This window comes from Flectobacillus sp. (genome assembly GCF_049240685.1).
Lineage (GTDB): Bacteria > Bacteroidota > Bacteroidia > Cytophagales > Spirosomataceae > Flectobacillus.
Map to the genome: position 1 here is coordinate 16,629 of NZ_JBMLSD010000325.1, position 15,331 is coordinate 31,959.

At 38.3% G+C, this 15,331-nt stretch carries 12 protein-coding genes; 4 read left to right on the top strand and 8 right to left on the bottom strand.

Going from position 1 to position 15,331, the window contains the following annotated elements:
* The first annotated feature begins 63 nt into the window (after window positions 1-63).
* Together xrtK and ACOVQ4_RS14740 are read left to right on the top strand one after the other, a co-directional pair.
* The gene (gene xrtK / locus ACOVQ4_RS14735; RefSeq protein ID WP_421821400.1) at window positions 64-561 is read left to right on the top strand and encodes an exosortase K; all 498 of its coding nucleotides are present in this window, start codon (window positions 64-66) and stop codon (window positions 559-561) included.
* Entirely contained in the window at window positions 545-3,343 is a 2,799-nt protein-coding gene (locus ACOVQ4_RS14740) for an MSEP-CTERM sorting domain-containing protein (RefSeq protein WP_421821389.1), read from the top strand. The genes xrtK and ACOVQ4_RS14740 overlap by 17 nt, the downstream gene beginning before the upstream one ends.
* Before the next feature lie 395 nt (window positions 3,344-3,738).
* Here ACOVQ4_RS14740 and ACOVQ4_RS14745 read toward each other — a convergent pair whose 3' ends face one another.
* From ACOVQ4_RS14745 to ACOVQ4_RS14765, 5 genes are all read right to left on the bottom strand, one after another.
* Window positions 3,739-4,638: an AAA family ATPase gene (locus ACOVQ4_RS14745; RefSeq protein ID WP_421821390.1), complete on the bottom strand. Its 900-nt coding sequence runs from the start codon at window positions 4,636-4,638 to the stop codon at window positions 3,739-3,741.
* A 131-nt stretch (window positions 4,639-4,769) separates the two neighbouring features.
* A complete protein-coding gene (locus ACOVQ4_RS14750) occupies window positions 4,770-5,594 on the bottom strand; it encodes an FAD binding domain-containing protein (RefSeq protein WP_421821391.1) in 825 nt (274 codons plus the stop codon).
* A 59-nt stretch (window positions 5,595-5,653) separates the two neighbouring features.
* Complete coding sequence (locus tag ACOVQ4_RS14755; RefSeq protein ID WP_421821392.1) at window positions 5,654-8,038, bottom strand: xanthine dehydrogenase family protein molybdopterin-binding subunit; 2,385 nt, start codon at window positions 8,036-8,038, stop codon at window positions 5,654-5,656.
* 42 nt (window positions 8,039-8,080) lie between these two features.
* On the bottom strand, window positions 8,081-8,563 hold the full coding sequence (locus ACOVQ4_RS14760) for a (2Fe-2S)-binding protein (RefSeq protein ID WP_421821393.1): 483 nt from the start codon (window positions 8,561-8,563) through the stop codon (window positions 8,081-8,083).
* Window positions 8,564-8,622: 59 nt separating this feature from the next.
* Window positions 8,623-9,063: a CoxG family protein gene (locus tag ACOVQ4_RS14765; protein WP_421821394.1), complete on the bottom strand. Its 441-nt coding sequence runs from the start codon at window positions 9,061-9,063 to the stop codon at window positions 8,623-8,625.
* A 459-nt stretch (window positions 9,064-9,522) separates the two neighbouring features.
* Between ACOVQ4_RS14765 and ACOVQ4_RS14770 the strand changes: the two genes are divergently transcribed.
* Window positions 9,523-10,635 carry an XdhC family protein gene (locus ACOVQ4_RS14770; protein WP_421821395.1) on the top strand — a complete coding sequence of 371 codons (1,113 nt, stop codon included), beginning with the start codon at window positions 9,523-9,525 and terminating at the stop codon, window positions 10,633-10,635.
* Between the two features lie 305 nt (window positions 10,636-10,940).
* Here the strand turns inward: ACOVQ4_RS14770 and ACOVQ4_RS14775 are convergent, their stop codons facing one another.
* Window positions 10,941-11,756, bottom strand: a complete 816-nt coding sequence (locus ACOVQ4_RS14775; RefSeq protein ID WP_421821396.1) for a Cof-type HAD-IIB family hydrolase — start codon at window positions 11,754-11,756, stop codon at window positions 10,941-10,943.
* Window positions 11,757-11,877: 121 nt separating this feature from the next.
* Window positions 11,878-12,327 (bottom strand): hypothetical protein, encoded by a 450-nt coding sequence (locus ACOVQ4_RS14780; protein WP_421821397.1) that lies wholly within the window; start codon window positions 12,325-12,327, stop codon window positions 11,878-11,880.
* Window positions 12,328-12,459: 132 nt separating this feature from the next.
* Here ACOVQ4_RS14780 and ACOVQ4_RS14785 point away from each other — a divergent pair, with 132 nt between their 5' ends.
* Window positions 12,460-13,416: a hypothetical protein gene (locus ACOVQ4_RS14785; protein WP_421821398.1), complete on the top strand. Its 957-nt coding sequence runs from the start codon at window positions 12,460-12,462 to the stop codon at window positions 13,414-13,416.
* A 205-nt stretch (window positions 13,417-13,621) separates the two neighbouring features.
* On the opposite strand, the gene ACOVQ4_RS14790 is transcribed toward ACOVQ4_RS14785, so the two are convergent.
* A complete protein-coding gene (locus ACOVQ4_RS14790; RefSeq protein ID WP_421821399.1) occupies window positions 13,622-14,566 on the bottom strand; it encodes a D-2-hydroxyacid dehydrogenase in 945 nt (314 codons plus the stop codon).
* Window positions 14,567-15,331: the final 765 nt, after the last annotated feature.

Genomic DNA, 15,331 nt, shown 5'->3' on the forward strand with positions numbered 1-15,331 from the left:
GCTACACTAAATTTCTACTTTTAAAGTAAATAGTTCGTGAAAAGTAAATATTCTACCTTGTTTGTGCTGGGGGCACTTTTTGTTTGCGCCAAGTTTTTCTACAAATATGCTAACGTTGCGCAACTTCTCTGGCTTGTCAAACCTGTTGCTATTTGGATTTCTTCAGTTACTAATACAGAAATGTATTGGGTTGATTCTCTTGGATATATCTTTCCAAAGCTCGGGATTTGCATTGAAAAGTCCTGTTCGGGATACAATATGCTATTAATTTCATATAGTATGTTATCCTATTTAATTTTGCTTAATAAATTGAATAGTTCCAATTTTTTGGTTTGGATTATCGCCTTCCTACTTTCCTATTTTTTAAGCATTTTTAGCAATTTTACGAGAATATATTTCTCTTTAGTATTTTCCAGAAAACTTCCCCATTTATGGATTCCTTCGCATGAAATAATACATCAGGGAATCGGTGTATTTACCAATCTACTCTTTTTAATTTTTACGTATTTATTCATTCAATACCTATTCAAAATCAAACAAGCAAATGAAAAATCTTCTTAAACCGTATTGGGTTCTACTCACTGGCACCCTGCCTATTTCAGTTCTACTATATCTTTTGCTAATCGAATGGAAAACCATTCACTCGCTTTTGTCCTCTAAAACCTTGGTATTTTGGAATCTAGTTTTTGGAGTTCTACTAACTCTGCTTCTAATACAAAGTATTTATGCTGTTTTCCAGCTTTTTTTGAAAAAGAATGTTTCTTTGTCGTATGCCCTGTGTACCCTGTCTCTACATTTGCTCAGTCTAATTTTTTATACGAACTATTCTGATGAAATTGTTCCTGCAAATGTGCCTGCATGGATGTTTGATGGCAATAAATTCATTTACATTTATACCTTCTTGATGCCGAGTATCATGTATGCACTAATGGTATTAATTTTAGTTAATACACCTGATGTGACTAAGGTAAGTTTTCTCAAAAATCTGGGATATTCCTTCGCAATTCCAATTGGTTTTTATTTTTTCTTTTTCATGATTGGGTCGGTATATCACCCTGTTCATTTGGGCGATTATCTTGAAATATTCCTCTGGATTATCTTCGTGACTATAATGATGAGCTTCTATTATTTTGCATTACGAGCTCTTTACATTCTGATTTTTGATAAAGGTTTGGTCAAAAGAATATCTCCACTGATATGGAAGCTGATTTTTGCGCTGATATTTCCTATTCTTGGCCTAAGTCTATATGCCACTATAATGACTTTTGGAGGCTTGTTAGGAGATTTTACAAATTTTTGGTTCTTTATTTTAGCCCTGATAAATGGAATAATCGTTTGTTTGCCTCGCTACACAAATCAGCGGATTAATCTTATTATTTGGTTGATGAGGTCTTGCACGTTTAGCTATACAACCTACTTTTTTGTGGTATTTCTTCCCTATACACCGCTATCGTTTTTATTGCTATTCACAGTTGTGTTTGGGGTCTTAATGCTGACACCAATTGCTTTATTTTTCATACATGCTTCTGTGTTATATTCAGATTACATGTCGCTTAAACTGTATTTCAAGCCTTATGATTTGATAATGAGTGGATTAGTTTCATTTTTGTTGATACCTGCAATTATTACTATTCATTTCCAATTCATTCGACACGATTTACACCAAACGCTTGATTATGTGTACTCGCCTAGTTATGAACAGCAACCAAACATTTCAAATTCAAATATCAAAAAACTCATTTCCTATTTCAGGAAGACTAAGAGAGTCCGAGCCTCCAATTTTCAATGGATACCCTATATTGACTCTTACTTTTCTTGGTTAGTCATGGACAATTTGAGTTTGTCGAATAGGAAGTTAAATGAGTTAGAGCAAATCTTCCTCGGCGCTCCCATCTACTCTTTAGACAGCGCAGCATTGAAATCAAATGTTGCACTTCAAGACTTGAAATCGGAGAGTGTGTACGATGAAGTCAATAAGGTATGGAAATCATGGGTACATTTATCTTTGAAAAATGGGAAAATTGCAGCGACTGAATATCATGGAGAATTTTCGTTACCAACTGGCGTTTTCATCACTAATTATTATCTCGATATGGGAGGTAGGAGAGAAATGGGGATTTTGGCTGAGAAAAAAACCGCGAAATGGGTATATCAAAATATTGTAAATACCAGTAAGACAAGAGACCCAGGGATTTTGTACTATTCTAATTTTAATAAAATTGAACTAAGGGTTTATCCATTTGTTGCCAATGAATTGCGCACTACTGGTTTTCAGGTAGTTCATAAAGAGCCTTTTCAGCTAAAAATAGGAGATAAAGTAGCTAATTTGGGTACTCAAGATAAGGCCGGATTTATTGAAAACAGTAACTTTTATACCTATATACCGAGTAAAGAAAAAGCAAAATTACCTGAGTTTTCTCGAAAACCATACTTCCATTTTGTGATTGATGTATCGAACCTAAATTCATTAGAAAGGTATAAGATTCAGTTGAAAAATCTGGAAAATAAATATCCATCCCTTTTCATCAACGCCAAAATTAGCCTTACTGATGCATACGTTAAAACTGTAGATTATAAGAAGAATTGGACGGATGAGTTGAGCGAAAATAAAAATGGCAGTGGTTTTTTTCTACAAAGGGCGATTGAGCAAATTGGCTATCAGGAGAGCCAAAATCAATCCAATTTCTATCCTATAATCTTGGTGCTGTCTGATTCTACGAGCGGTAAAATTTTCACTCAAGAGCACTTATCTGCTTGGTCTTTTGCTTTTCCTGAGGAGGCAGGATACTTTTATTTGGACGAGCATAATATACTAAAAAAGTATGTTTTTGATAAGCCATTTAACGGAATAGTCGCAAATTTAGATTCGATTGTAACTGGTAAAAAGGTCAAAGTTTGGTTAACGGAAGGTAGAAAGTATTTTTTACAGAATGATTTTAATGCTAGTCTTATTTTTAAGACTAATTTGTTGCAAGAGCCTTTACAGTTTAAAAAGGAAAATTGGCAGTCTGGGATATGGCTACTGGGGCAACAACAGCAATTGCTTCTACATCCTGAGTTAAAAGAGCAATTTTGGAGAAATTTCTTAAAGAATAGTTTTGAAAGCAACATTCTGACAGAAATGAATACATTTATTGCACTCGAGAATGAGGCTCAAAAAGCGGTGTTGAAAAGAAAACAACATGAGGTGATGAATGCGAACACCAATTTGGATATTTCGCAAGATATGAATAGAATGAGTGAACCAGAGTTTTGGATGATGGCATTATCCTTGGTTTTGTTGGGAATTTATAGCCAGCGAAAAGACCTAACCTCAAGATTTTGGGCTAAAAACAGCGAGTAAAATAGGATTTGAGTTAGGTATTTTAGGTACGAGGCAAAGAGTGTTGTTTTTTTTTAGAGACAAATAGATATGTTTTGTCAAACGCGCAAAGCTGAAAGCTGTAAGCTCAAAAATTAAGTTTAAGTTTTCAGTCAAGCACAACCTTTTGCCTAACGCTTATAGCTCAAATCTAATTTTGTACGATTACTTAAAAGTTTTAAGCATAAATTTTTTAGGCCGAAGGTGCAAAATGAGCTCAATACTACTAAAGCCTGTTGCACCTTTGGCACTCTTTTAGCCGTTTAGGGAAAGTAGTTCTTACTTACTCCCAAACTTTCGTTCCTATATAGCAGATGAAAAGATTTTCTCAAAAATACCATTAACAGGTATTCTTAAATAAAAAGAAGTGTTTCTTGTCAGAGAGTATCCACTTTTGATTGAACCCCTGTTTTGTCTAGCAATTCACTAAGGGATAATTGCACCGCGCGGATATCTTTCCAGTCTTTTAGAATTACTCCCAGCGTAGATTCGATGATATTTTTGTCTAATGCCGAGAAGTGCAAAGTTACCAAGGCAGTTGCCCAGTCTAAGGTTTCGGCAATTCCTGGCGTTTTTTCGAGTTTTTGTGCTCGCAACACTTGCATAAATCGACAGATTTGTTCTGCTAGCTTTGCATCTATATTAGGTAGTCGATTTCTGACAATAAGTAATTCTTTTTCAAAATCAGGATAGTCAATCCACAAATACAAGCAACGTCGTCGTAAGGCTTCCGAAAGTTCTCGAACACGATTGCCCGTTACAATCACTTGCGGAATTGAAGATGCTTTAATAGTTCCAATTTCGGGAATAGTAATTTGCCAATCGGATAATATCTCCAACAAAAAGCTTTCAAATTCTTCGTCAGCTCGGTCGATTTCATCAATTAAAAGCACACATTTTTTTAATGATTGAATTGCCTTTAGTAAGGGTCGTTTTAGTAAAAACTTTTCATCAAAAAGCCCTTTTTCTTTTTCCTCGACACTTACACCAGTTTCTTCAGATGCTTTTAAATGCAATAATTGACGTTGGTAATTCCACTCATATAGCGCTTGGGAAGCGTCCAAACCTTCATAACATTGTAAACGTATCAACTCAGTTTCTAGAATCTGAGTCATGACCTTGGCAATTTCTGTTTTCCCTACTCCTGCCGGACCTTCAATGAGTAAAGGTTTCTGAAGTTTGAGTGATAGGAAAAGCGCCATTTCAATTGATTGGTCGGTAATATATCCTTTTTCAAACAACAAACCTCTTATGGATTCTAGCGTAACTTCTGTCATAATTTTAAAGTTGAGGTTAATTAACAAAGGCACAGAATGAATTGCTGAAATTAGGGAAACGGTAATAATCATTAATAAACTCCGCTATCCTAAATTCCTATCACTTTGTGCCTTTGCTCCTCTGTGCCTGTTTAACTAACTTCCACTAATGCTCTTCTGGCATAAACCTTGGCTAAATGCTTACGATAATCTTCCGAGGCATAGTGGTCTGCCATAATACTTACTCCTTCGGCGGCTTTGGAAGCGGCCTCCTCTGCTGATGCCCCAGCGCTTGAGGCACTTTCGACAGTTTCATCCCGAAAGGCAAAATCAGATACCCCTGCAAAAGCTACTCTGGTAGTTCCTGAAGGCTCTTTTACGGCAGCACATCCAACAATCGCAAAACGAGAAGCAGGTTGAACGAATTTTTGATAAGTCGATTTGGTACCTGCTGGGGGAATCGGAATCCTGATTTGAGTGATAATATCAAACTCGTCGAGCACAGTAGAGAAAAATCCTGTAAAGAAATCTTGCGCTGAAACAGTACGGCCTCCATCTACTCCTTGGATAACAATCTGAGCATCTGCTGCTAACAACAAAGCTGGCCAATCAGCCGATGGGTCAGCGTGAGCAATACTGCCCCCGATAGTCCCTTTATTGCGAACTTGAACATCTCCAATAGCACCAGCACCCTCTGCCAAAAAAGAAAGGGTCTGTTGTACCTCTGGGGAAGTAGCTATTTCATGATGTGTAGTGGCAGCACCAATCACGAGGGTACCATCCTCAATCGCAATACCCTTTAATGACGCTATACGAGTGATATCTACCAAAGTATCTGGGGCATTGAGACGTAATTTTAAGGCTGGAACTAGGCTATGTCCTCCACCGAGAACCTTGGCATAGCCTCCACTCTGTAATATTTCGATAGCTTCTTCTACCGAAGAAGCTCGTTTATAATCGAATGAATGAGGTATCATTTTGGTAAAATTTTGATGGTTTTTTCTAGAAAATCTTTTTTCTATGAAATAAAATTGCTTTAACTATTCATGGCGCGCCATACTCTTTCTGGTGTTGTTGGCATCAAAATGTCTTTAACATGACCAAAACCACCGCTCCAGAGCGCGTCCAGAACAGCATTAACAACCGCTGGTGTTGAGCCAATACATCCCGCTTCACCAGCACCCTTTACTCCAAGTGGATTGTGTGGACAAGGTGTTTCGGTACGGTCAAGCTCAAACATCGGCAAATCGTCGGCTCTAGGCATACAATAATCCATATAGGAACCATTGATTAACTGACCATTTTCGTCATATAAAGCACCTTCTAGCAGCGCCTGCCCAATACCTTGCGCCAAACCACCGTGAATTTGCCCATCTACAATCATCGGATTAATAACATTTCCGACATCATCAACTGCAATAAAGCGTTTCAGACTCACTTTTCCTGTTTCTTTATCCACTTCTACCACAGCAATATGACAGCCATAAGGATAGGTAAAATTGGCAGGATCATAAAAACTCGAAAAGTCTAATCCTGGCTCTAAACCTGCCGGATAATTATGAGGAACATACGCCGTTAGCGCTATATCTCCGAAAGCAACGGATTTATCTGTTCCATTTACCGTGTATTTTCCATCTGCAAACGTAAGGTCATCAGCATTTGCTTCGAGTTTGTGAGCGGCTATTTTTGCTCCTTTTTCAATGATTTTTTCCAAACTTTTTACAATAGCACTACCCCCAACAGCCAACGAACGTGAGCCATAGGTACCCATACCAAAAGCTACCGTTTCAGTATCGCCATGATGGATTTCTACGTCTTCTAAAGGGATACCTAGTTTATCAGCCACCACTTGGGCAAAGGTGGTCTCGTGTCCCTGTCCGTGCGAGTGCGCACCCGTATATACACTTACTTTGCCTGTTGGTTGTACGCGTACTTGTCCGACCTCATAAAGACCAGCCCTAGCTCCCAAAGCTCCTACCACCGCCGATGGTGCAATACCACAAGCTTCGATATAGGTTGAAAAACCAACACCTAACAACTTATTCGACTTAGCAGCTTCACTTTGTGCTTTTCTAAATTCCTCATAGCCAAGCATGGCTACACCTCTTCTCAGTACTTCATGGTAATTACCTGAGTCATATTGTAAAGCCACTTGCGTTTGATAGCCAGGTTGATTTACACCATCAAAAGGAGGAATAAAGTTTTTTAAACGTAGTTCAACAGGATCAACGCCCATTTCGTGTGCGGCTAAATCCATGAGACGCTCCAAGAGGTAAGTTGCCTCTGGGCGACCTGCACCACGATAAGCATCCACTGCATTGGTATGCGTAAAGGCGCAAGTCATATCCAAATGTATTTTTGGCGTGGTGTATAAACCTTGTAAAAGAGTTCCGTGCAGATAGGTTGGAACAGCAGGTGCAAAGGTCGAAAGATACGCACCTAGGTTGGCGTAGGTCTTGATGCGAAGCGCAGTTACATTGCCATCTTTGTCAAAACCCATTTCTGCGTGAGTTACGTGGTCACGTCCGTGAGCATCTGTAATAAATGCCTCTGAACGTTCTGAAGTCCATTTTACAGGCCTTTCAATCTGTTTTGAACACCATGTAACCAGGGCTTCTTCGGTATAGTGAAAGATTTTTGACCCAAATCCACCACCTACATCTGGCCCCACCACACGAACTTTATGTTCGGGAATGCCAAGTACAAATGCACACATTAACAGACGAATCAGATGAGGGTTTTGTGTACTGGTATAAAGGGTATATCTATCTGACGAAGCTTCATAATACCCAATCGCCGAACGTGGTTCGATAGGATTTGGCACCATTCGCTGATTTACAAACTCTAAAGTAGTTACATGATGAGAATTGGCGATAGCCTCATCAACTTCTGCTTTGGGATTACCTATTTCCCAATCAAAGGCAATGTTATTTGGAGCAGACTCATGTACCAGCGGAGCGCCCTCTTTTACGGCGTCGGCAGGATTGACTACAGCCTCGAAAACTTCATAATCTATCTCAACTAGCTCTGCTGCATCTACGGCAATCTCTTTTGATTCTGCAATAACTACCGCCACAGCATCACCTACGTGTTTTACGGTACTTCCTGTACCAACTAATAAGGGGTGTGGGGGTTCTTTCATAATATCCCCATTTTTGAAATTCACCTGCCATCCCGCAGGAACTCCATTAATACCAGATTTGGCAATATCATCGCCTGTAAACACAGCCACAACCCCCTCAGTGGCAAGTGCCTGACTAATATCGATATTGTTAACTTTAGCATGCGCATAAGGACTTCGGATGATATATGCGTAGGTTTGTCCTGGCAAAATCATATCATCGGTATATTTGCCTTTTCCAGTGATAAAACGCTTATCTTCGACACGTTTTACGGCTTTACCTATATATTTATTACTCATGATTTCTGGATGAATGTTTAAAATGATTAATCGGAGATTCTTCTATGCACTTACTTCAGTGCCCATCTTTTCAGCGGCGTATTGCACTGCTTTTACGATATTATGATAACCAGTGCATCGGCAAAAATTCCCTTCCAAACCATGGCGAATTTCGGTTTCGCTTGGACTAGGGTTTTTTGCCAATAAATCTGCTGCCGTCATAATCATTCCCGGTGTACAAAAACCGCATTGTAAGCCATGACATTCTTTAAATCCTTCCTGCAAAGGGTGTAGTTCTGCCCCTTGGGCCAAACCTTCAATGGTAATAATCGAACATCCATCTGCTTGAACCGCCAACATCGTACAAGATTTTACGGCGACGCCATCTACATGTATCGTACAGGCGCCACAACTACTGGTGTCACAACCAATATGTGTACCTGTCAATCGAAGCGTATCTCGCAAGAAATGCACAAGAAGGGTGCGTGGTTCCACTTCTCGGACATAATCCTTGCCGTTTACATTTACTGAAATCTTAATTTCCATTTTCGATAGTTTTTATTTAAAGGTTTGTGTTTGTTTTAGAATCAAAGGTTATTGCCAACTTAGGAGGCAATTTCTTCCTCAAAATTGCTGAAGAATTGTTTGGTTAATGTATTAGCAACACCGCTTAATACCCGCTGACCTGTTCGAGCTAATAGACCAGATAATTTGGCGTCTCCATCAAAACTAATTTCTGTCTGTTGCGCATCGAGCGCTACCAAATTGATTTTGATAGAAGCGTCGGCATTGCCTATTTTGCTGTTTTGACTCACGTTTAGGGTAAAAGTAGAGGGCTCCAAAATATCAGACAAGGTGAGTCCTCCCGAGAATTTGCCACTGACAGGGCCTAATTTTATTTCGGAAATCGCCTCAAATTGGTTTTCACCTGTTTTTTCAAGTCTCGAAACCCCAGGGACAATTTTAGCAAGTATGTCGGTATCCATCAACATCTGCCAGACTTTCTCAATAGGAGCAGCCAAGATATGTGAACCAGTTAATTGCATATTTTCGTTAAGTTATTTGGATAAAGAATGATAAAAGTCATGAAAAAAATGATTGTATTTTTCTAATTTTATTTTAAAGAATTACCAAATGTTAATTAGTTTAAGACAATTTTAAATTGAATTATTTCTCTATTTTATAAAACATTTTTTATCTTTCAAAGCAAAACTTGTATTTTATCAAGTTGCTTTGAAATAGTACAATTTTTAGAGTTTTTTGTCTTGAAAAAATATAATTTATTCATTAAAGAAAAAAGCACCATTCTTCATCTTTGTTCAATTTGAATATGCCACCAGACTGTTGGTGAAAAAATGTTAGTGGAAGGATTTTGGATGTTGGTCGAAAAAAAAGGCAAACTAGGAGTAAAACTGATGAAGTAATTGTTGAGATTTTATAAAATTGTTGTTAGAAGACTTTAGCGTAAAAACTACCGACTATTAGTTCAGAAATTATTGAAAATAATGAAAGAGATAAAAGCAATTATTGAAGCCTATCAAAGGATGAATTTTGAGACTCATTCTGCCGCTTTGGCCACTGTGGTACGTGTAGAAGGGTCATCGTATCGCCGAGCGGGGGCTCGAATGCTTGTGAGTGATTCGGGTGAATGGATTGGGGGCATAAGCGGAGGATGCCTCGAGGGTGATGCGCTCAAAAGAGCTCGTTTGGCAATGGCTAAAGGTAAAGCTTCCATCGTTACTTATGACACCACCGACGACGATCCTTATCAGATAGGGGTAGGATTGGGTTGTAATGGTATCATTGATGTTTTACTTACTCCCCTGGACCCAACTGATGGCAATAATCCTGTAGCTATTTTATCAGATATTGTCGAAAAACGTGTTCCGACGGTGGTTGTAACGGTTACTGCAACCGATATACCTGAGCAATTGCCATTGGGAAGTGTATATAAATATGATAATGGTCAATTTGCAATTGATTTTCCTTTAAGCGAAATACATGACGAAGTCACAAAAGCTGTAGAAGGCGCATTGTTTTCCGAAAAATCAAGTTCTTATCATTTTACCTTGGACAGTGGTGCCGAGGTAAGTTTATTTGTTGAGGTGATTTTGCCCGCCACTCATATTTTGATTTATGGTGGCAATTATGATATTTACCCCATGGTACAACTTAGCAAAGAAGTAGGCTGGAAAGTTTCGGTCGTTTGTAATCCTCTAAAAGTTCACAAACGCTTGTTTGATTGGGCCGACCATGTTATCGCAAAGGAAGATGCTGAAACAGTCGAAATTGATTCTTACACGGTAGCGGTTTTGATGGCTCACGATTATGAAACAGATTTTAGAAATATGCGAAATTTATTGGCAACGCCAATTAAGTATATTGGAATGCTAGGTCCTAAAAAGCGGACAGATAAAATGTTTGCGAAAATGGAGGAGGAGGGGAGCCCAATTTCACCAGAGGATTTAGCGAGGATCGCTACGCCCGTTGGCTTGGATATAGGAGCAAGTACACCAGAAGAAATTGCTATTTCAATCATCGCCGAAATAAGAGCTATGTTCGCAGGTCGTTCGGGACAACGGCTGAGACTAAGAGATAAACCAATTTATGAGAACTAGTCTTTGTTATTGAGCGGTTAAGTGATTTTTTAAATTGGATTCTCTAATTACTGGACAAAAATAGAAAAGGTATTGAGACTTTTTCAATGAATGTTTAAAACAGTTTAAAACTGTTGAAAAAATGAGTCCAAGACTAAGTCTTGAACTAGTATCTTCAATTTTGTCCAGTAATCAGTTGGAGTCTATTTGTAGAGACGCAATGATTGCGTCTGAAAAGCGTCATTCTAAAATAAATGTTCATCAAAAAGCGGTGGAAACCTCATTTCTACCGCTTTTTGATGAACATTTATTGGAATATTTCCTATTTAAACCAACGTTTCCTCCAAAATAAATCTTTCAATTACTTCAGCAACGCCGTCTTCATTATTAGAAGCAACTACCACATCGGCATGATGACGTAGGGCATCTTCTACGTTGTCGACCCATACTCCTAATCCAGCATATTGTATCATGGTTAGGTCATTGCTGGCGTTGCCAACCGCTATGATTTCGTCAGATAAAATACCTAATTTTTGAGCCAATCTATCCAAACTTGCAGCCTTGTCAATACCCAATTGCATGATTTCCAAGAAGAAAGGTTTGGACGTAGTTATGCTTTTGTGGTTTACTTTTGCTTTGAGTTTTGCCATTACTTCAATCAATCGCTCGGGTTCATCAAGAATAATACATTTTACAGAGTCGCGGTCTACGGCCTTTTTAAAATCCTCGACTTCGATTAGAGGCATTCCGGTAATTTGAGCCTCAATATCGATATAGGGAGATTTTGACGAAGCTATAATATTTCCATCCAAATAAGTAATAATATGTACCCCGTTTTCTTGACTAAAATCATACAAAGCATGTATATCTTCTTTGCTAATACTTTGTTCAAAAAGTACCTCTTCTGTGGTCATATCTAAGATTACAGCGCCGTTATATGCCAAGATATAAGAGTTATTTTGATGTAAGCCAAGTTCTTTGGCATAACTCAACATGGCTGGAGTGGGTCTGCCAGAGGCTAATATTACTTTTACACCTGCTTCTTGTGCTTGTGCAATGGCAGATTTATTCTTTTCTGAGATACGGTGGTCATCGGTCAACAAGGTGTCGTCCATGTCCAATACCAACATTTTATATTTCATCTGGGAAATTATTTTGTGTCTGAGATTCAGGATTTTAAATTTCCGAAACCCTTTTGCAAAAATAGGCTCTAGTCTTTGCCTCTAAATATTTCCCTTTGAATAATCAAAAAAGTTCTTTAAATCATTTTAGTTTAATGGTATAATTTCCATATTGATCCTGCGTGTTGAGGAGCGAAACATTATTATAGCTCAATACATCAATGCTGTAATTGGAGCAGCAACCTGACTTCTTCAAACTAATTTCATAACGAATCTGTCCTAATCTAGTTTTGTTCGCATAGAGTTCGTAATCTTTGATGCCATTTGTTCCTTTGGTAAACATTATATCCCAATATAGCGTCGCTTCGGAGGTTTTAACCATTGTCCCTTTGTAGGATGTACTATCGTTGGCAATTTTGAGGAAGTAATTTGTCGAGTCCGAAATATTTACTCCAGATGCATTAAATATCTTGAATCGAGGAATAGGGGGAGGCGATACACAAGCAATGCCATCGCATTTCAAAATTTGGTTACAAGCATTCAGTAAGATTGCTAATGAGACCAGTGCGAGAATAAATAGATTTTTTTTCATTAATTGTTGTAGTAAAATAGACACGAATAGATTGAGGTTTAACGTATAGACCCCAAAGTATCGGGTTTGGTTGCAGCCCTGCTATACTATTTCTATATATGCTTCGTTAAACGGCATATAACCTTTGATAATATGTTTAAAAGAATCAGCTTTATATTTTCTCTTTCGGCTTTAGGTCAATTTGTTCAGGCCCAAAACAACTCACTCTCACAAATTTTTTATCCAAATATTACCATCAAAACCGAAGCGATGCCTTCTGCCAATATGGGCGATGGCAAAGACTTTGGACTTACTCGTACTTCAACACTCGGCTTCGTGCCACTTTCTACTGATTTTAATGTAGGTATTGGTTTCGGGAAAAAGTTTGACATACAAGCTAAACATACCTTTTTAGTAGCTAATTTAAGTCAAATCAATCCTACCATTTCAGGGAAAGAGACCCCTTCAGGAGGATACAAAACACTTTCAGCTGGCGTTTTTCAGTTGAAGGCTAGTTTAAGAGACAAGTTCTGGCTGTATGGCGGAGGCTTAGGTATTACGGAATCTAATGAGACCTTTTTTTCGCCACAACCTTTTTTGTGGGGTGGGGCGGCTCGTGTAAGAATATTGGGATTAAATACCCAAATCATGTACGGAACAGCGGTGGCTTTTAATCAAAAATTTAGAATTATCCCAATATTTGGTTTTAACAAACGTATCAATGAAGATTGGCGTATTTCTGGGATTTTGCCATTTCAGGTAACAGGTACCCGCAAAATCACAGAATGGTTTAATTTGGGAGGAAATATTGCTTTAGGAGGCTACAGTGCAGGTTTTCAGGAATTAGGTTCGGGAGAAAAGTTATCCAGAAAAGAAAATTATCAGCATGTAAAATTCACAGTTTCCGCCAATGCTCACGTATTGAAAGTATTCAATTTATCCTTGGAAGGAGGAATTGTTACCTTTAGGCAAGACAAAATCTTTAATTCTGCCGTAGAAAATCTTCAAACTTATCACCCTGGCACTGCGCCATATATCGGTGCGAGCGTGCGATATATTTCGAATAAAAACAGCATGGGCGCCAAGTTAATATCAAAATTAGGAATTTAATTTTTTTGTAGAGACTAGTTCGAGACTTTGTCTCGGACTAGCATTTTCTCCAGTTTATAAACTGTTTTAAATAAAAAGTCCAAGACAAAGTCTTGAACTAGTATTTTGGGTTTGGGTTCTTTGGTTTGGAGACGTAAAATATTACGTCTCTACGGGGTTTTGAATGCGGATAACTCCGCACTCAAAACTCAAAACTCCTCACTCCCTAGTATCCTTTTGCCAAATCTGCGATATTTTCTAAAGGCTCATCGTTTTCAAAACGTTGAAGATTGTTTAAAAATACTCTTACCTTATCGGCGTTTTCCTCTGCCCATCCTCCTGACGAATGTTGCGTCAACAGCACATTGGGCATATTCCACAAGACATGATTTTCTGGAAGCGGTTCTTCTACCGTAACATCTAAAACAGCCCCAGCGATAGCATTAGTTTGTAGCTTTTCGATTAAAACAGGTTCGTCCACTGCCGAACCACGACCTACATTGACAAACAAGGCTTCTTTTTTCATTTGATTCAGAAAAGCCTCATCAATCAAGCCAATAGTTTCAGAAGTTTCTGGTAAACAAGCGACTAAAATATCCAACTCTGGTAAATAGGCTCCTATGTCAGACCACGACCAAACTTCTCCTTCGATGGCCGTTCTTGAAAAGATTTTAATGTCGCAGTCAAAACCTTTTAGGATTTTAGCTACCGTTTGACCAATTGCGCCATTTCCTAAAATCCCCACTTTTTTTCTAAATAATAAATGCAATGAAGGACGAATACTGCCACCTACCCAGTGATTTTGGGTTTGTAATACTGACAAACGGTCGATGCCACGATAGACTGCCATAATACCAGCCACTGCGGTTTCTGCCACTGACTGACCAAAAAATCCTTTAAGATGCGTAATAGGAAAACGGCTGTGGGATAATTTTTGATACGGATCTAAGCCAGCAGAATGTAATTGAAGCCACTGTAATTGGGTACTTTCCTCCGCCCAATCCAAGGGCACATTGCCCATACATACGCTTGCCTCCAAGAAGGTTTTTTTACGATTTTCGGGTAATAAGGTATCACCAAAACTGAGCTGGTAGCCTTTTTCTGGAGGTAAAGCATTGATTAATAATTGCTTTTCAGCATCGTTGAGTAATGTGTGGATATAAATTTTCATTTCGAGATAAGTTGCTTTAAGTTAAAAGTTAACAGTATATAAGTTAAGTAGTAGTGCAAAATAAGATTTAAGTGATGGGTTTAGGGACAAGGCAACAGGCACAAGGCACAGAGTGTTAACATGTTTTTTATTACCCATCGCCATGCTTTTTTCCAAAACCCACCGCCGAAAGCCGTTACCTGAAAGCCCAAAGCATAATCTTAAATTTTATTTTGCCCACTAACTTAATAAATTGACCTTAATACGATGAAATCTATTTCTTCTAAAAGTATGTAGTAGGTATAATTCTACTTAACAGCCTTTGTCGTGTTACAGGTTATTGGTTCTTTGAAATTGGCGTATTCTTTTTTTAGTCGGTGAATTTATTCACCGACTAAGTGGAATCATGATTTCTTCAAAATTTTGGTTCTAAAACTAATTTTAGATAAATCCTCTTTGTGTATCTTTTTCGTTTTTGGGAATGTAGGGGCAACCTTTGCGGTTGCCGCATTCGGAATGGCAACCGCAAGGGTTGCATCTACATCGTTTTTGTTATTATTACAATGCTTTATTTTCGTTCGGTAATGATTTACATTTTATCATCTTCTATTTCCGAAATCAGAAATCCCAAATCTGAAATTTTTTAAACCTATTCAAAACTCAAAACTCATCACTCCGAAGAATCTGCCATTCCTGTCAGAGTGCCTAATCTTTTGTCAGACATTAAAAATGGGCTATTTTGGCATACTGACAGATTGTCAGCAAAATTAACTGAATTTTCGGTTG